We start from the raw sequence: 17,510 nt of genomic DNA, 5'->3' as shown, positions 1-17,510 counted from the left end.
TGGAATTATAGTGGCTTGTGGAGAGCTAGATTCTATTGATGGTTCTTACCGAATGGCTATAGGGGGTAACCCCCCTTCTGCCTCTGTAAGCTCTGTAAGCAATGTTCATTGAGAAGAAATTACTTGGGAAAATCATTCGAATTTTAATGTAAGATGACTTACATAATCACTTAAATCTTCAAAGATCGGTATTCCTTTCAATCCTTTATTACGAGCAATAGTTTTTCTACCATTTCCTGTCTTCACTAATACAGATTGATATCCAGCCTTTTGGGCAGCCTGAATATCGCAAAGACTATCTCCTACTAACATGGCATCTGGAAAAGCTTTGGGGAAGTCCTGAGAAATGGCATATAACAATCCAGGATTTGGTTTCCGGCAGACGCAATTAGCTTCAGGCGCATGAGGGCAGAAATAAATCTGCTCTATATACCCTCCCATCTTCGCCAATTCTTCTCTCATTTTTTGATGAATAGCTTTCAACGTTTCTAGAGAATAATAACCACGAGCAACTCCGGATTGATTGGTCGCTACTACAATTATGTAGCCTAATTTAGTTAGGCATGCAATGGCAGAAAGACTGCCGGGAATAGGGATCCATTCATCCGGAGTTTTAATATAATTTTCTGAATCGTAATTAATAACGCCATCGCGGTCTAAGATGATAAGTTTTTTTGTATTTTTCATTTTATATTTAATTTAGAATATTATTTTTATCCCCAAATGGTTTCGCCTGGAATTAACTCTTTTCGATAAGCATTGATAAAATCCCGAGCTGATTGAATTCGTTTTCCGGGCAACTGTAACTGATGAAGACGTAAAACACCATCACCAGTAGCCACATCCAATCTATTTTTATCTAATCGAATCAAGCTCCCTGCTCTTAATTGAGTTTTTCCTGCGAGAACTTCTGCCTGCCAAATTCGAATCGGTTGATGCTTAAAATAAGTAAAGGTGATGGGAGTAGGGTTAAATGCGCGCACTTGTCGTGCTAAATTAACAGCAGGTTGATGCCAATTCAGCTCGGCATCTTTTTTCTGGATTTTTAGGGCGTAGGTAGCCCGGCTTGAATCTTGTTTTTTTGCATAAATAATTCTTGATTCGATTTTATCTAAGGTCTCGATTAATAGGTCAGCACCTAGAGAAAAAAGTCTCTCATAGAGATCGCCGGCGGTATCTTCTTCCCCAATGGGACAAGATTTCTGAGTTAAAATATCACCGGTATCTAATCCCTCATCCATTTGCATAATCGTTACACCTGTTTCTTGATCTCCCGCTAGAATAGCGTGCTGAATAGGCGCAGCTCCTCGCCATCGAGGCAGGAGAGAAGCATGAACATTGATCCCACCTAATTTATGAGCACCTAGGACACTTCGAGGCAACAATAATCCATAAGCTACAACCACGATAATATCAGCTTTTAAAGCTATTATTTTTTGTTCTTCCTCCCCTCGTAAAGAGGGAGGCTGGCGGACAGTTATTTCTTGAGACAGAGCTAAAGTTTTAACGGAGCTTTCTGTCATTTTCCGCCCACGGCCTGCCGGTCGATCAGGTTGCGTGTAAACGGCGATTACCTGATTCTTGGATTTAATCAGTGCTCGGAGCGTCGGCACAGCAAATTGAGGCGTTCCAGCAAAGATGACATTAAGAGACATGTGTTAGCCTTTTCATACACCAGAATCCGGAGATTTATTTCTTGAGTTTGCCATTATCCCGGTATTGCAAAATTACTGCAATGGGATATCATTCTTCTCCCATGCCGCTTACAGTTGACGAAGAACTTTATGAGCAACCTGGCCTGGGGTTCGCACGAAGAAAACACTCAATCCATTGAGAAGGATTTAGAATGGGCATTTGAACCTAATGGCATTTGAACCTAATCATTATATTTTGACACCGAATCAAGCTAATTATCTGCTCTTATTAAAACAAATATCCAATTTTCCTCCCATCCTGTATATTATCGATAATCCTCATATTTTGAATGATCCTCAAGTGGCTATTGTGGGCAGTCGAAATCCGACCCCCACAAAAGCAGGAATAACGGATCAATTAAGCCAAAAAAAGGGGTTTTCTTTCATATCACGAAAGTTTTGCACTAGGAATTGATGCCACAAGCCATCAAGACGTCTTTTGCAAGCAGGAGGGTAAATAAACTATTGCTATAGTCGGTAACGGTCTATCTCATATATACCTTTTCGCACCGCTATTCATCAGCTCGCTGGATTTCCCAAAATGGTGCCTTAGTTGAAGCTGTATTGGGTTCTGGTTCGTTGGTCATCGCTCAACTGGCAGCCTAGGAGAATTGAGAAGTTTTTGCTATTCCGGGTTCGATTTTAAATCTTCTTTCGCGAGGTCGCCATGCTTTTATTAAGGAATGTACGAAACTTGTTGATTATATAAGGAATATTATTGCAGAATTGAGAAGAAGGTCTGTTGTCATCTGAGCTAGCAGATCCGCGGTGAAAAATGATGAATAAAAATTGATCGAATATATTAAGCTTTGAAGCGACCTCTATCGACCAAATGGTAGTAAAAAGTGCTTTAGTAGCTTTGCGGTATCAGAGTAGCATCTCTATTGGTATCCATTGAATTACAGGGTTATATTAAAGCTATATTCAGTGGGTTTATACGGGTGAAGTCATGAAAGATGAAAGTGTGTTAACGGTATTAATGTATTTATTCAAAAATCACATGCAAGAAAATTGTACCCTTGATATGAGGGAAAAAAATTGCTTCTTCGATTGGAAGAACTCGGGTTCCACCACGCTGTCATTGATCAAGCCTTCCGCTGGTTAAATAACCTCTCACAAGGCGTTCATGAGCCCATGCAACTACCGAATAAAGATTCCTTTAGAGTATTTAGTGACTATGAATGTGAGTTATTCGATAGCGATTGCCGCCGTTTTTTAATCACCTTAGAGCAACAATCAATTTTGAACCCTCATACACGAGAGCTCGTTATTAACCAAGCCATTGAATTGGCCTCAGAAGGCATCGACGTCAGCCTTCTAAAATGGGTAACCTTGATGGTTCTTTTTAATCAACCCGATGAAAAACAATCTCTCGCCAGCATGGAGCTTCTTGTTCTTGATGACACGTTAGGTGGTATACATTAATTATGATGAAATCGTTAGTGGTGGTCGAATCACCCGCCAAAGCAAAAACAATAGAAAAATACTTAGGTAAAGATTTTAAAGTAATGGCCTCTTATGGTCACGTTCGAGATCTTATTCCTAAAGAGGGCGCCGTAGATCCAGCTGATAATTTTAAAATGTATTATCAAACGATAGAGCGCAATAGCCGTCACATGGAAGCCATCGCAAAGGCCCTTAAAACTTGTGAAAATTTATTTCTAGCGACGGATCCTGATCGTGAAGGTGAAGCCATTGCTTGGCACGTAAAACAACTGTTGGAAACTAAAAATAGTTTAAAAAATAAAAACTTTGCCCGCGTGGTCTTTCATCAGATCACTAAAAAAGCAGTGCAAAATGCAATGGAACATCCACGCGATATTTTGATGGACTTAGTGAATGCGCAGCAAGCACGGCGTGCTTTGGACTACTTGGTGGGTTTCAATTTATCTCCCTTATTATGGCTAAAAATCCGTCCAGGACTCTCTGCAGGTCGGGTTCAAAGCCCTGCTTTACGCATGATTGTGGAAAGGGAAATAGAAATTGAAAATTTTAAAATTCAGGAATATTGGACTATTCATGCGGACTGTCAGTTTCAGCAACAAAGTTTTGACGCACGATTAATTGAATTTCAAAATGAAAAAATTGAGCAATTTTCTATAACTACAGAAAAAACGGTTCAAGCCACTTGTAAGACTGTCACCGAAGCTGCTGGCGGGAAACTTACAGTTTCTAAAGTCGTCAAACGAGAACGCAAACGCAATCCTGCCCCCCTTTTATCACTTCGACAATGCAACAAGAAGCGGCACAAAAATTGGGATTTTCCGCTTCCAAGACCATGCAAATCGCTCAGCAATTATATGAAGGTGTTGAGATTGGGGATGAAGGTGCAATGGGACTCATTACCTATATGCGAACCGATTCTGTCACATTGGAGCCGGAAGCTATGGAAGAAGTCCGAGAATTAATTAATAAAAAATACGGACAAGAAAATGTGCCGAAGGAAGCACGTGTCTATAAAACCAAATCTAAAAATGCTCAAGAAGCACACGAAGCTATCCGTCCCGCTTCTGTCTTTCGACTTCCCGAAAATTTAAAAAATATTTAAAAAGCGATCAATTGAAATTGTACACTTTAATTTGGAAACGAACGGTTGCCTGTCAAATGATCGAAGCTACTTTGCATACGGTTGCTGTTGATTTAGTGGCACCTAATGCTCTTTTTCGAGCTAATGGTTCTACCCTAGTTAAACCCGGTTTTATTACAGTTTACCAAGAAACCAGTGGTGACAGTAAAAAAGATAACGAAGGAGAAGGCAGAATGTTACCTCCTCTGGAAGAGGGACAAATTGTCACTATCACTGATATTAAAAACGAACAGCATTTTACTGAACCTCCGCCTCGTTATACCGAAGCCAGTTTAGTCAAAGCTATGGAAGAACATGATATTGGCCGTCCTTCCACGTATGCGAGCATTATCGCCACTTTAAAAAATCGTAAATACGTCAAAGTGGATAATAAGCGTTTTGTGGCTACGGACGTTGGACGCATTGTTAATCGTTTTTTGACTCATTATTTTACTAAATACGTGGGTTATGGGTTTACAGCGAAATTGGAAGATGAGCTGGACGATATCGCCCGAGGAGAAAAGACCTGGATCCCGGTATTAGAAGCTTTTTGGTCACCCTTTAAAAATCTTGTCGATGTTACGAAAAAGACTGTTAAACGCAGTGATGTGACACAAGAAAAAATTGATGAAAAATGCCCTAAATGCGGGGCTCAATTATCTATTCGCTTGGGGAAACTGGAACGTTTCATTGGGTGCACCGCTTATCCTGACTGCGATTATACTCGTAACGTGACGGATATAGCTGCCGAAGCTTCACAGCAACTTATTGAAGGTCGACAATGTCCAGAGTGTCAATCCAATCTTGTTATTAAAAGCGGGCGCTATGGCAAATTCATTGGTTGCAGTGGGTATCCGAACTGTCGTTATATGGAACCCCTGGAAAAAGCTAAAGATACCCAAGTTACCTGTCCTAAATGTAATAAGGGGACTATCTTGCAACGTAAATCGCGTCGAGGCAAAATCTTTTATTCCTGCGCGAGATATCCAGATTGTGATTATGCTATTTGGAATATACCTATTGCACAGGAGTGTCCTAAATGCCATTGGCCCATTTTGTCAGTAAAAACGACAAAAAGCCAGGGAACAGAAAAAGTGTGTCCTCAAAAGAGTTGTAACTTTACAGAACCTTATCCGGAAGGTGAGACAGAAATCAATGAATAAATCTTTTATTGCTATTTTAATGGGATCTGATAGCGATCTGTCGGTTATGGAGACGACTGTTACCAAATTAAAATCTTTAGACATTCCTTTTGAAGCGCGTATTCTCTCTGCTCATCGCACTCCAGAGACAATCAGAGAGTTTATTGAAACAGCCGAAAAACGAAGATGCACTGTTTTCATCGCTGCCATTGGACTCGCTGCCCATCTAGCCGGTACTGTGGCCGCTTATACAATCAAGCCTGTTATTGGTATCCAGATGGGCTTGTGCTGGCAGTTTAGGCAGATTAGACGCTCTTCTTTCAACTGTTTAAATGCCCGTCAGCCGACGGTATTCTCCTGTTACCTGCAACCACCATTAGTAAAGTCAGAGCTAAAAATGCCACCCTCTTAGCGGTGCAAATTATTGCAATTGGAGATCCAGCCTTGACAGAAAAGTTAGGAGAAAAGAGTTAGAAGAAAAGAGAATGATAGCTCAAGCAAACTTAAGAAAGGCAGACGGAAAACTCCAAACTACCTTTTGTGAACATATGGATGAATACACGCGATCGATTAACCAGACTGTTAAAGCCTTGCGACAAGGAAAGGTGATTGCCTACCCTACGGAAGCTGTTTATGGCCTTGGATGTGACCCCTTTAATCCTCATGCTGTTACTCAAATACTCTCTCTCAAGAATCGCTCAATTAAAAAAGGTTTTATTCTGATCACTTCCGAATGGAAACAAGTAGAAGCCCTCACCCAACCCTTAGGTCCCAAAACTTTAGCCCACGTTTTCAGCACGTGGCCTGGTCCTGTCACATGGCTTTTCCCAGCTACAGCCCAAGTGCCTTATTGGGTGAGAGGGGATCACAATACCGTTGCTATCCGTGTCACTGCTCATCCGTTAGCCCGATTGCTCTGTAGTCATTTCGGGGGCCACTTATTTCCACAAGTGCCAATCTGAAAGGACAGCCTCCCACGCAAGACCTGAAAATGCTGAGGATAATTTTCGGCAACAAAATTGATATCATCCTCGAAGGTGCCCTAGGGACAACTTCCAAACGACCCAGCGAAATCCGCGATGCCATTAGTGGTGAAATTTTGAGAGTCGGTTGAGATCGTCCTATTCCTCTCGGCAAGAGGCCTAGTTCTCGCTCACTCACAAAGAAGGAATGAATTGTAATTCTACAAATAGTTTTTCAAGCTGGTCTCTCACTTCATCAACAGTGATTAATGTCATAGCTTCTCGAGAATGCACTCGCTCATGCCAAGTTATTTTTGAGGTATCTTTACGTAAAATAGTTTTGACTGCTTGGGGGAATTTATTAATTACCCATCTCTGAGAAAAATAAGGTCCCGTTTTTTCTGGAGGAGCAACTGCGTAAAGGCCCACCACCGGTGTTCCCACCGCTTGAGCGACATGTAAAGGGCCTGTGTCTGGCGACAAAAGAACATCCACTTCGCTTAGGAGCGCTGCCAATTGCTTTAAAGAACTTTTACCTACAAGATTAAGAGCAGGTTTTATTAGTTGGCGATTGATTTTTTCTGCCATTTGTTTCTCTACCGTACTTGGTCCGCCTACTAAAACAACATTGAAATCCCATCGCTTTTTGGTAAGGTAATTAACCACAGTAGCATATCGATCACTAAACCAATTGCGTTCCTCTTTACTCGTAGCAGGACAAATAGCTAACCAACAGCCACCGTAAGGATTCAATTGTGCTTTCGCCCACTCATAATCCTTTTCTTCGATGGGTAATCCCCATTCAATATTTCTATCCGTAATTCCAAAGGGCTCCGCAAATCGCAAAAAGCTTTCCACCAAATGTTCGGGCCTCGCAGCTACAGTGCGATTTACAAAATAATGCTGCAAATCACGACTATGTAATTTTTCATAACCGTATTTTATTTTTGCTTTTGTTAATAAACACAATATATTGGAACGCAATGTAGCTTGGGGCACCAATAAGACATCCAAGGGACAAGATTTCAGCTGCTGGTAACATCTCCAATAATCGCTTAATGATTTTGGTTTATCCAAAACAATAAAATTTACATTCACTAATCCTCGGACCAGTGAAAAGAAAGGGCGACTGATAATCCAATGAAGTTCGATGTGTGGTAGGTATCTGCGTAACACACGGATCAAGGGGACTGTTAAACAAACATCTCCCAGCGCACCCAACCGTAAAATACCAATAGAACGAACAGAGGCAGGATTCATACGGTAGGATTTTAATGGATGTTTAAGGGTAATTCTACCACAGCACGTAATCCTCCCCTGCAGTTTATTGATCAAAAATACTTTTTCATTATAGTCACTAATGATGTCACGAGTGACTGCTAAATCCAAGCCTACACCTCCAGTATTATGTGAACGGGAATGCTCACCCCCGATAAAAGGATTCAAACACTTGCTCTAATTCTTTCTCTGCGATTCCCGGGCCAATCATCTTCGATGTAAATATTCACACGACTGTGATGGCGCCGGATACGAACGGTAACGTTTTTCGCATATCGAACAGCAATTGCTCAACAAATTAGTAAAAGCGCGTTTCAATACAGTGGAATGTCCTAACAGACGAATCCGATTAAAACGGCTTTAAAACGGCTATTAAATTGGATGTTGTCCCCCATATCCTCCCATCGATTTTACCAAGGACCTTACTAGAGAAACTAAATCTAAATTCACTTTGGCTTCTTCTGCAAAATCATCTCGTGCAAACGCTAACGTTTCGTTAATCATTTTTCCATTTCATCCAAGTCTTTGGTTAATATTTTTTTAGTTGTAGCGTCTTTAACAAACTGGGCACGCAATTTCATACAGGTGATCGGGGTTCGCAAATCATGAGAAATAGCTGCTAACATTAGGTGCAATTATGAAATAAAGTCTGAATACGCTGTTGTATGTGATTCATCGCCTTCGCTGTTTTTGTACAACTAAAGGACGATCGATAGGTATTGGCTTGGAATTTAAATCCATACTCAAGCGTTCGACCGCCCGTCTAAAATTTTCAATGGAAATGGGATGGGTAAAGCAATTAATCGACCAAGCCAGAATTAAAATAAAACAAAAAATATAAGCTGCCTTACAAGAAAATGTCCATATAGCGTAGTATTAATATTTACCCATTTGATTTTTCGTTTTTACCCATTTCATTTTTCGTTACCAAAATAGAAACAGCAAATGCACCTAATTGTTTACACAAAAATTCATTAATTTTCCAAAAGGAAATATCTCGAAATTGTAATTTAAATTAAATTGTAATTTAAATTGAAGCTTCTCAGAAATAGAAGCTTTGAGGTCAGGGTCACTTCATGACATCAATAGCTTTTGCGCAGAATCCTATGGGTATTGTTTCCAACAAATTAATCACATTAATTATTTTTTGAATCATCGCGTCTCGATCCGCCCGGCGTCGTGCATGACGATTATCATTAATATAAAAAGAGGTAGTAACGAGATGTACACTATACAATAATGGCGCATAACATCGCAAAGGCCTTGATGCCGTTTACGTGTCGAGCAAATTTATCAATTACGCGCATCATTACTTTTGTTTTCTCAGAACTTCAGTCGCTAGTATAATAACTACTTGCCACCGCAGACAGTTTTAATGAGTTGCGAATTTTTTAGGATTCTTGCCCAATCTTGTAGTGCAATCGGCTGATTTGAATATCAATACTGCGGTCAAAAGGTCCTGCTGCTGGTCGGCTCTTTTTGTTAAGTCTAATAATTTATCGCGACTTAGTACGTGCTGTGGGGACACTGCACGAATGTATAAAGTAAATCAAATTCGTGGGCCCGTCCTTAATAACATAATTTCCAAATTATCCGGCGACATTAGGCGGTGTTTGGCTAGATCTAATTTCCATTTACAAAACTCATAAACTATTCGGTCGTCAATTGGCCTTCCCCGAAGATATCTGTGCCCATTACTGCGTCGCAATATAGCCTTCACCCACGCTAACAATTCTCTAGGATTAAAGAACTTACTTAAATAATCATCCTCCCATATGCTAACCCTAAGATTCGGTTAACCTCTTTACTAATTTACTAATATAGCGGTATAGCGGTTAACATAAGGATTGGAACGGTCGAATTCGCCCGCATTCGGCGATACAAGGTTAACCCGTCATATCCCCCCCCAGACATCATAGATATCGAGAATAATTAAAGATATCGAGAATAATTAAATCGACAGAGTCCTTCTTTAAAAGAATTCGAATCTCTTCACCATTTTTGCCAAACTCGTTTTAAACCCATAACGCCGCAAAAATTGCCCTCAAAGATCGGGGGATATCACTGTCGTCATCAACGATAAGGATATGCTGAGACATATTCATGGAATCAGTATAACATTTCTCTCTTTAGGATAATCTTAAGAAAAAATTATCTTAAGAAAAAACTAAATTAAGGGCGAACTGTAGCAATCGCATTCCAATTTTCACAGGCAAGTTGACTTTAGCACAACGAGCTTTTTCTTTCTTAGCCTCGAAAGAGATGGAACGAAATAATTCCGCGGTTCGAGAGCCGTTTGTGATTTGATTCCTTCCTCCCAAATTTAAAAATTGCCGTCCAAACAAGGTTTATTGGGTATCTTCGTTTTTGACTTTTTTAATCGCAGAATTCACTACTTCTTTATACCCATTCTTCTTGATTTCTTCCTGAAGAAAGCCAATCAAACCAATAAAGCTTTACTGGGCTTTCTTCAGGGCTTTGCTTTCTTTCCTGCCACTTGTTTTTTCTGCTAACATCGATACGTCCATAAAATTCTCCTTTACACTCGATTTCGTTTGCAATAAACTGAAGTGTGCTCTTCAGATTTTTCTCCATAAGCATTTTTAAGGACAGAGGTGCTTAAGGAAGTCAAATATGTACCTTCCCCGCTGAGCATGTCGAGCATATTCATTGACTTGGGAAGAATCTATTTTTAATGTCGAATAGTACTCGTAACAAAAAATAATATAATACTGTATATAAATAATGATGAAGGGATAAGCCTTTTAAGGAAATATATCATTGTTGGAAAGGAAGAGTTTTTTCTACCCCTTACCTGATTCAAATCAAATCAGGTGACAGTAAAAAAACTACGGTCCAAAATATTCCAGTATAAGGTACTCTGATATCAATAACGTGCGATTTATCGCTAATATCAAACACTTTCATTGGTTTTAGGAGATCGTCAATTAATGTTAATCGATCTAACCGTGTATTTTGTCACATTTCTATTGGTCCATAATAATAGTAATATTAAGTACTAAGTTATTACTTTGTTATTACTTTGTATTTAAGTTACTACTTTGCAAAAATTGCGGATATCGAAAATAAAATTACGAAAAAACTATTTTTGATATTCGGATTCTTCCAGTTGTAAATCATCCAATCTATTCAATTTTGCATTAATCTCAATCAATGTCATGCAATGAATAAGAAGAGCGGCGCCTATAAAGAATTCATTCTTTCTCCAGGGAGCGATAAGGGCCTGATTCAGGCGTGTGGCTAAATTTCAAGTTCGCGCTTTTGTCAGTCGTATGCAAAAGTATATAAGTCTTTCATGGAAGAGAATTCTATCTTCCAAGCGTATCATTTCTATTTCAATAACTTTGAGTTGGGTAACGTTTAATAGTTTACTCTTTGGAAAAACTATGGGAATTATTTTATTACCGTGATTTAATTCCAAGCCCAACATGATAGACTTATAAACTTATGAAGAAGAATCTTGAAACATTACTAAATCAGGCCATTGAAAAGTTAAAGGCAGAAGGGTCATTGAATCCCAAGCTCACTCCGGTACTCAAAGTTACCCATAGTCAGAACCACGAATATGGCGATTTTACTACTAATTTAGCCTTAATAATGGCGAAAACTGCAGGGCTTAACTCACGCGTCCTCGCTGAAAAAATTGTCCATGCCTTACCAGCTTCGTCACATATCGCCAAAGTGGAAATTGCTGGCCCCGGTTTTATCAATTTCTATGTCGCGGAAGACAGTCATCAGCAAATCATTCCTGCCATTTTAGAAGCCGGACCGTATTATGGTGAGAGTCAGATCGGCCAAGGAAAGCGGGTACACATAGAATTTGTTTCTGCTAATCCAACTGGACCTCTTCATGTCGGTCACGGCCGAGGAGCTGCTTATGGTGCTTGTGTAGCTAACTTATTAAAAGCGATCGGTTATGAAGTACATCGCGAATACTACGTTAATGATGCTGGTCGACAAATGGGTATTCTCGCATTAAGTGTCTGGATCCGGTATTTACAGCAATATAAAGAGGACATTGCTCTACCCAAAAATGCCTACCAAGGCCAATACATTGTAGATATTGCTTGCGGATTGAAGGATAAATACGGTGATCGTTTCCTTTACCCTAAAGAAATGATCCAGGATCTATTGCCTACCCTTGACGCTGAAACCAATCCTGAGGAGGGCTACCTTGACGTATGGGTGAAAGTTCAAAAAGACGTGCTTAAAGAAGACTTCACTATTATCTTTGATGCGGCACTCGATAATATTTTGGGAGATATTAAAAATGATTTAGAAGAATTTGGCGTTGTTTACGATGAGTGGTTTCCAGAAAGTCGACTCATAAAAAAGAAGTTAATTAAAGAAGCTCTAGATGTTTTGTATCAACAAGGTTATTGTTACGAGAAAAATGGCGCTCAATGGTTCCTAGCCACTGCCTTAGGCGATAAAAAAGACCGAGTATTAATTCGCAACAACGGCGTGCCAACATATTTTGCGGCTGATATTGCCTATCATCTCCATAAATTCAATCAAGAATATGATCTCATCATCGATATCTTTGGAGCGGATCATCATGGATATATCCCTCGGCTGCGTGCCTTTTTACAAGCTTTAGGAAAATCTCCTGCTAAATTACGAACTCTATTAGTGCAATTCGCTATTCTCTATCGAGGTGACAAGAAAATATCTATGTCAACCCGTGGGGGGACTTTTGTAACTTTACGAGAATTGCGTAACGAAGTTGGCAATGATGCCACGCGTTTTTTTTATATTATGCGCAAACCCGATCAGCATTTGGACTTTGACCTCGAACTGGCAAAATCCCATTCGAATGAAAATCCTGTTTATTATATTCAATACGCTCACGCACGAATTTGCAGCGTTTTTCGACAGCTTGATGTGACTCAAAAAAAATGGAACTCTGCAGAAGGCATGGCTAATTTAGCTTTATTATCGAGCCCTTATGAAAAAGAATTACTAAGTACCTTGTCGCATTATAGCGAAATCATGAATACTGCCGCTATACAACAATCGCCTCATCTGCTTGCTCACTATCTGCAAACTCTCGCCAACCAATTTCATGCTTACTACAATGCGGAACGATTCCTCATTGAAAATGATAAATTACGTAATGCGCGATTAAATGTAATTGCTGCTGTACGCCAAATTATTGTCAACGGTTTAACTCTGTTAGGTGTATCTGCCCCAGAAGAAATGTAAGAGCAAAAAGATGCGCAAAATAACTAAAGTGATTAATGGTTTTGTGATTCCCGCTCTTATTGTGATTGTTGTCCTTCTCTTACTGCCTCTGGGTATGAGTTTTTGGGTTAAAAATAATTATTTAAAGCTCTTGAGCCATCTAGGTCAGGCACACAATATCAATTTAAAACTTGTTAAATTCAAGCGTGGTTAGTAGTTTGTTTCCAGCGCACTCATTCAAGTAACCTTACCTCCTACTAATAAGAATAATTTGCCCCTCCAATTTATGCTCAAACAACGAATACTTAATGGTCCTTACCTGGTAGGAAAAAATGGGGGACAAAAAGAGAATCTATTTAGCTAAGAGCTTGATTTATAACGCGAGCGAAGAACCTTATTTCATTTTCCATTCATCGACATTGATCCGTTTCAACAATGCTAACGAGACGACTCTTCATGCCAATCAGATTAATTTCATTACTGGACAACAACAAATTAGTCTTCAGAATTTGGACTTTAAAGTCAAATATAATCCTAGTGCTCGTCAATTGATTTCTAATGCTACGGCTAAATCGCTGACTATTATTGAACAACAAAATAACTTAATAACATTAAATAACCTTGCACTGCACAACGAATTACAACAAAAAAACTCTTTATGGTACGGACAACGTTCTTTAAAAGCTGACAAACTTATCTATTACCTTAGTCCTCATTAGCAAGTCCTCATTAGCAATCTATTCAGATAGAGTATATGGCCTTACAAACCCAGCAAACAACGACTAATGGAACAACCAATCTCACTCTTAACGGTCATGCCTACAAGGCTAAAAGTAATCTTTTTGATATCGCCCCACTAAATATTGAATTGTCGCTTACTCAAATGAATATCACAGCTTTAAGAGCTTTAGTGACGACAGCTTTAAATCTCAATTATTTGGGCTCCGTAGATACTGAATTCCTCCACCAAATTTATTCTCCCTTTCTAAATGTTTTAAGTCAAGGTGCTTTGCTCTCTTTGGACCAACTCGCCTTTGGTACTAAAGAAGGTACAGTGTGACCGTACATGGAGAGCTTCAATTTTTCAAACGAAATCAGGTTACTAATTTAACAAATATAATGGTGAGCGCTAAAGGTAAAACGGAAATAACTATGCCTTTAACGTGGCTAAAAATACAATTAAGTCATCTTTATCAAAAGAAAAAAGTGGAAATTGAATGGCAAGATTTAACGCCAGATCAAGTGGCTGATCAGCAGATCCAATATTGGTTAACCAATAAAAGCTGATTTCAGATGGCCAAAATGTTAATTTGAAGCTAATTTATGATGAGAAAAAATTATTGATTAATGATACGCCTCTTCCTATATGCCACCCCAGCAATGACTCGAGATTATGCCAAAAATCACTTAGTCCCCCGCTTCGTTCGGGCCCCAAACTCGTAATTTCCATAATTTTAGTTTCTAGCATCGCCATTACGATTTTTTCTCTCTTCGTTTACGATCACCCTGTGAGCAAGACCCCCCTTCCAGAAAGGAAATAAAATTACACTCAACTTCCATGGCTCAAACATCCGCTTCATCATTGATTCCTGCCAAATTGGAACAACTCTAATTTGGGTTTTATACTCTTCTTCCTATTCCTAAAAATGGAAGTGACTGCGCTACTGCTCATGTCACCAACATCATTTATTAGTCGAACTGTATCTCCTCTCACCCATTTCATTCTCCAAATTACTTCATTCAAAAATATCACCCCGATGCCGAACGGTTCAAATCACGGCTTAGTCTAAATTTCCCTGCCTACGTTCAAACTTACCACACCCCAGATGGGATGTGGTATGGAATCGAGTTATGGGTGTCCCTACCCCCAAGAAGTCGAACGAACTCAAAGTGAGCTTTCAGGCTCAGTCCATTGATAGTTTATTGCTAAAAGCAGTCCCCTAAACGCTTGAAAACCGGCTCCTCCAACCCAATCTATCTGGTATACCGCTTCTTGAGATTTGATCAGTGGAGAAATATTAGTGGAACAATTTCGTGGTACTACAATAGTTTCTGTACGTAGGAAGGGTAAAGTTGTCATAGGGGGCGATGGTCAAGTGTCGATGAATGGCACTATTTTGAAAGGCAATGCGTGCAAAGTTCGTAATCTTTATAAAGATAAAGTGCTTGCTGGATTTGCTGGAGGCACAGCAGATGCTTTTACCCTATTCGAGCGATTTGAAGAAAAATTAGAACATTATTCGGGCAATTTAACCCGTGCCGCTGTTGAATTAGCCAAAGACTGGCGGACCGATCGGATACTCCGTCGCTTGGAAGCGCTATTGACTGTAGCTGATGCGAAGAAGTCGCTTATTATTACGGGACTTGGAGATGTTATCGAACCTGAACAGAGCTTAATGGCGATTGGCTCTGGCGGACTTTATGCCCAATCTGCAGCAAAATCTTTATTGAATAATACGGATCTAAGTGCGCGAGAAATAGTTGAAAAAGCACTTACTATTGCTGCCGAGATTTGTGTTTATACCAACCTTCATTTCACAATCAAAGAGCTCGATAGCGAAACATAACTTTTCATCAAGCGGATAAAAAATTATGACAGATATGACTTCTTCCTCATTAACCTTGAGTAATCCTGAGCTTCAAATAACTATGACTCCACGGGGAATCGTCGCGGAATTGGATAAATTTATCATCGGACAAGATGACGCAAAACGAGCTGTCGCCATTGCTTTACGCAATCGTTGGCGCCGGATGCAACTACCGGAAGATTTACGACGGGAAATTTTTCCAAAGAATATTTTAATGATTGGTCCCACAGGTGTGGGTAAAACTGAAATTGCCCGTCGCCTATCCAATTTAGCCGGAGCGCCCTTTATTAAAGTCGAAGCCACCAAATTTACCGAAGTGGGTTATGTAGGTCGCGACGTCGAATCGATCGTCCGCGATTTAGTGGACGCTTCAGTCAAAATGACCCGTGAAAAAGCCATTAGACAAGTAAAAAGTTTAGCGGAAGAAGCCACAGAAGAGTGTATATTAGATGCTTTAATTCCGCCCCCACGAGGCCCTTTCCAAGGGGAACCTTCGACTGAAGAAGAAGCAAATCCGGCCGAAAAAAAGAATCTGCAACAAGAAACTTATTTCGTAAAAAATTACGTGATGGTGAATTAGACAATAAAGAAATTGAAATTGAAGTCAGCGTTCATCCTTCCTTTGAAATTATGGGTCCTCCCGGTATGGAGGAAATGATCAGCCAACTACAAGGAATCATGTCAAATATGTCTAGCCGCCGCACCAAGTCTCGGCGTTTAAAAGTGAAGGATGCTAAACGCATTTTAATCGAAGAAGAAGCGACAAAATTAATCAATGAAGATGAAATTAAATCAAATGCTGTTATGAGTGTGGAACAGAATGGAATCGTCTTTTTGGATGAAATCGACAAAATCGTAAAACGAGAAGGGGCCGTGGGTGCCGATGTTTCGCGTGAAGGTGTCCAACGCGATTTATTACCGCTGGTGGAAGGCAGTACTGTCTTCACGAAATACGGCATGGTGAAAACCGATCATATTTTATTTATTGCTTCCGGTGCCTTTCATATTGCAAAGCCTTCTGACTTAATTCCTGAATTACAAGGTCGTTTTCCGATCCGGGTCGAATTAAAGGCTTTAACGGCCAATGATTTTGTTCGTATCTTAACCGAACCAAAAGCTTCACTGACCGAACAATATGTTGAATTAATGAAAACGGAAAATTTTGGACTATCTTTCACTAAAGATGGCATCAAACGTCTGGCCGAAATCGCATATCAAGTGAATAGTCGTTCCGAAAACATCGGGGCCCGCCGCTTGCACACGATTATGGAACGGTTATTAGAAGAAATTTCTTTTGAAGCAACAGACAAACAAGGGGAGTCAATCACTATCGACGCTGCTTATGTTAACAAACAACTTGAGAAATTCGTGGAAGACGAAGATCTAAGTCGTTATATTCTTTAAAAGACTAAGTCTTAAAAAATTTTAGTTCCTCTAATTAAATTTTTAATGATTGGAGTTGCAGCAAACAAAAACAGTCCGATTTGTCGGCGTAAAATAATCCTAATTAATAATCCTAATTGAAGAAAGGGGCGACTGTAAAATAGGTTCGTGATTAATGGATCAAGTACCCTGGTGGGACCCCAATACACAATTAGAAAAGAAACCCGCTAATACATGCGACTCCTGCGTTTAATAACAACGTTTCCATGCATAAGCTTTGCCATCGAATAGGAATCGATTATTCTATCATCGAAAAATCAATAGGATTAATCAATAATTCCGCGATAGCTTGAAACACATAGGTTATAAACAAACAAGAAAATGGCATATAACCTGATTTCCCGAATGCGATCCCTAAGGGAAGAATAAGCAATCCGAAAGCAACCAATAACAACCCTGATCTATATTACAATCGCAATAGAGCGGTGGTTTGTGTTTTATGTCGAATTCAGTAGAGGGAAAAATAAAGCTAACAAAGGAGCTGCCACTGATAATGGTGATGCTATTGATATTTTGTATCTACCTAGGAGCAATAGGAAATTCAAAAAGATGAAGATTGACATTATATTTTGCGAATACAGTTAGACTCATCAGCGTTAATTGATAGACAGCCAAAAAAATCCCGAGCACTG

General features: G+C 39.7%; 15 protein-coding genes and 4 pseudogenes. 12 read left to right on the top strand and 7 right to left on the bottom strand.

What is annotated here, in order from left to right:
• Positions 1-132 precede the first annotated feature (132 nt).
• Both gmhB and fmt read right to left on the bottom strand, forming a co-directional pair.
• Positions 133-687, bottom strand: coding sequence for a D-glycero-beta-D-manno-heptose 1,7-bisphosphate 7-phosphatase (gene gmhB, locus MRH55_RS02290; protein ID WP_304985854.1), 555 nt, complete (start codon positions 685-687; stop codon positions 133-135).
• 26 nt (positions 688-713) lie between these two features.
• Positions 714-1,655, bottom strand: coding sequence for a methionyl-tRNA formyltransferase (gene fmt / locus MRH55_RS02285; RefSeq protein ID WP_304985853.1), 942 nt, complete (start codon positions 1,653-1,655; stop codon positions 714-716).
• A gap of 208 nt (positions 1,656-1,863) precedes the next feature.
• On the opposite strand from fmt, the gene MRH55_RS02280 reads away from it, so the two are divergent.
• From MRH55_RS02280 to tsaC, 5 genes and pseudogenes are all read left to right on the top strand, one after another.
• On the top strand, positions 1,864-2,109 hold the full coding sequence (locus MRH55_RS02280; RefSeq protein WP_304985852.1) for a DNA-processing protein DprA: 246 nt from the start codon (positions 1,864-1,866) through the stop codon (positions 2,107-2,109).
• Positions 2,110-2,643: 534 nt separating this feature from the next.
• Positions 2,644-3,119, top strand: a pseudogene (locus tag MRH55_RS02275) (Smg family protein).
• A 2-nt stretch (positions 3,120-3,121) separates the two neighbouring features.
• A pseudogene (gene topA / locus MRH55_RS02270) lies at positions 3,122-5,423 on the top strand (type I DNA topoisomerase).
• Complete coding sequence (locus tag MRH55_RS02265) at positions 5,416-5,814, top strand: AIR carboxylase family protein (protein ID WP_304985851.1); 399 nt, start codon at positions 5,416-5,418, stop codon at positions 5,812-5,814. Before topA ends, MRH55_RS02265 begins: the two are co-directional and overlap by 8 nt.
• A gap of 136 nt (positions 5,815-5,950) precedes the next feature.
• Positions 5,951-6,516, top strand: a pseudogene (gene tsaC, locus MRH55_RS02260) (L-threonylcarbamoyladenylate synthase type 1 TsaC).
• Positions 6,517-6,559: 43 nt separating this feature from the next.
• Here tsaC and MRH55_RS02255 read toward each other — a convergent pair.
• The 5 genes from MRH55_RS02255 to MRH55_RS02235 form a co-directional block, all read right to left on the bottom strand.
• Positions 6,560-7,810: a glycosyltransferase family 9 protein gene (locus MRH55_RS02255; RefSeq protein WP_304985850.1), complete on the bottom strand. Its 1,251-nt coding sequence runs from the start codon at positions 7,808-7,810 to the stop codon at positions 6,560-6,562.
• Between the two features lie 204 nt (positions 7,811-8,014).
• Positions 8,015-8,146, bottom strand: a complete 132-nt coding sequence (locus MRH55_RS02250) for a hypothetical protein (RefSeq protein WP_304985849.1) — start codon at positions 8,144-8,146, stop codon at positions 8,015-8,017.
• Complete coding sequence (locus tag MRH55_RS02245) at positions 8,143-8,268, bottom strand: histidine kinase dimerization/phospho-acceptor domain-containing protein (RefSeq protein WP_304985848.1); 126 nt, start codon at positions 8,266-8,268, stop codon at positions 8,143-8,145. The genes MRH55_RS02250 and MRH55_RS02245 overlap by 4 nt, the downstream gene beginning before the upstream one ends.
• A gap of 443 nt (positions 8,269-8,711) precedes the next feature.
• Positions 8,712-8,900 carry a hypothetical protein gene (locus MRH55_RS02240; protein ID WP_304985847.1) on the bottom strand — a complete coding sequence of 63 codons (189 nt, stop codon included), beginning with the start codon at positions 8,898-8,900 and terminating at the stop codon, positions 8,712-8,714.
• A 1,142-nt stretch (positions 8,901-10,042) separates the two neighbouring features.
• Positions 10,043-10,243, bottom strand: a complete 201-nt coding sequence (locus tag MRH55_RS02235; RefSeq protein ID WP_304985846.1) for a hypothetical protein — start codon at positions 10,241-10,243, stop codon at positions 10,043-10,045.
• 867 nt (positions 10,244-11,110) lie between these two features.
• Here MRH55_RS02235 and argS point away from each other — a divergent pair.
• The 7 genes and pseudogenes from argS (at position 11,111) to hslU (ending at position 16,839) form a co-directional block, all read left to right on the top strand.
• A complete protein-coding gene (gene argS, locus MRH55_RS02230) occupies positions 11,111-12,868 on the top strand; it encodes an arginine--tRNA ligase (RefSeq protein ID WP_304985845.1) in 1,758 nt (585 codons plus the stop codon).
• A gap of 10 nt (positions 12,869-12,878) precedes the next feature.
• Complete coding sequence (locus MRH55_RS02225) at positions 12,879-13,061, top strand: hypothetical protein (RefSeq protein WP_304985844.1); 183 nt, start codon at positions 12,879-12,881, stop codon at positions 13,059-13,061.
• A gap of 118 nt (positions 13,062-13,179) precedes the next feature.
• Positions 13,180-13,566, top strand: a complete 387-nt coding sequence (locus tag MRH55_RS02220; protein ID WP_304985843.1) for a DUF945 family protein — start codon at positions 13,180-13,182, stop codon at positions 13,564-13,566.
• A 35-nt stretch (positions 13,567-13,601) separates the two neighbouring features.
• On the top strand, positions 13,602-13,907 hold the full coding sequence (locus MRH55_RS02215; protein ID WP_304985842.1) for a hypothetical protein: 306 nt from the start codon (positions 13,602-13,604) through the stop codon (positions 13,905-13,907).
• Positions 13,904-14,134, top strand: coding sequence for a hypothetical protein (locus tag MRH55_RS02210; protein ID WP_304985841.1), 231 nt, complete (start codon positions 13,904-13,906; stop codon positions 14,132-14,134). The genes MRH55_RS02215 and MRH55_RS02210 overlap by 4 nt, the downstream gene beginning before the upstream one ends.
• Positions 14,135-14,868: 734 nt before the next feature.
• On the top strand, positions 14,869-15,414 hold the full coding sequence (gene hslV, locus MRH55_RS02205) for an ATP-dependent protease subunit HslV (RefSeq protein WP_304985840.1): 546 nt from the start codon (positions 14,869-14,871) through the stop codon (positions 15,412-15,414).
• A 76-nt stretch (positions 15,415-15,490) separates the two neighbouring features.
• Positions 15,491-16,839 (top strand): annotated as a pseudogene (hslU, locus tag MRH55_RS02200) (ATP-dependent protease ATPase subunit HslU).
• Positions 16,840-17,510: the final 671 nt, after the last annotated feature.

It is taken from the genome of Coxiella-like endosymbiont (assembly GCF_030643785.1).
Lineage (GTDB): Bacteria > Pseudomonadota > Gammaproteobacteria > Coxiellales > Coxiellaceae > Coxiella.
This window is presented reverse-complemented; position numbering and strand designations above follow the sequence as displayed.

What these genes read in the sequence shown, in the direction of transcription:
- MRH55_RS02235 (WP_304985846.1), bottom strand. Translation starts at nt 10,243, where the DNA reads ATGCTTATGGAGAAAAATCTGAAGAGCACACTTCAGTTTATTGCAAAC.
- MRH55_RS02225 (WP_304985844.1), top strand. Translation starts at nt 12,879, where the DNA reads ATGCGCAAAATAACTAAAGTGATTAATGGTTTTGTGATTCCCGCTCTT.
- MRH55_RS02220 (WP_304985843.1), top strand. Translation starts at nt 13,180, where the DNA reads ATGGGGGACAAAAAGAGAATCTATTTAGCTAAGAGCTTGATTTATAAC.
- MRH55_RS02280 (WP_304985852.1), top strand. Translation starts at nt 1,864, where the DNA reads ATGGCATTTGAACCTAATCATTATATTTTGACACCGAATCAAGCTAAT.
- fmt (WP_304985853.1), bottom strand. Translation starts at nt 1,655, where the DNA reads ATGTCTCTTAATGTCATCTTTGCTGGAACGCCTCAATTTGCTGTGCCG.
- argS (WP_304985845.1), top strand. Translation starts at nt 11,111, where the DNA reads ATGAAGAAGAATCTTGAAACATTACTAAATCAGGCCATTGAAAAGTTA.
- MRH55_RS02245 (WP_304985848.1), bottom strand. Translation starts at nt 8,268, where the DNA reads ATGTTAGCAGCTATTTCTCATGATTTGCGAACCCCGATCACCTGTATG.
- MRH55_RS02215 (WP_304985842.1), top strand. Translation starts at nt 13,602, where the DNA reads ATGGCCTTACAAACCCAGCAAACAACGACTAATGGAACAACCAATCTC.
- gmhB (WP_304985854.1), bottom strand. Translation starts at nt 687, where the DNA reads ATGAAAAATACAAAAAAACTTATCATCTTAGACCGCGATGGCGTTATT.
- MRH55_RS02265 (WP_304985851.1), top strand. Translation starts at nt 5,416, where the DNA reads ATGAATAAATCTTTTATTGCTATTTTAATGGGATCTGATAGCGATCTG.
- MRH55_RS02250 (WP_304985849.1), bottom strand. Translation starts at nt 8,146, where the DNA reads ATGATTAACGAAACGTTAGCGTTTGCACGAGATGATTTTGCAGAAGAA.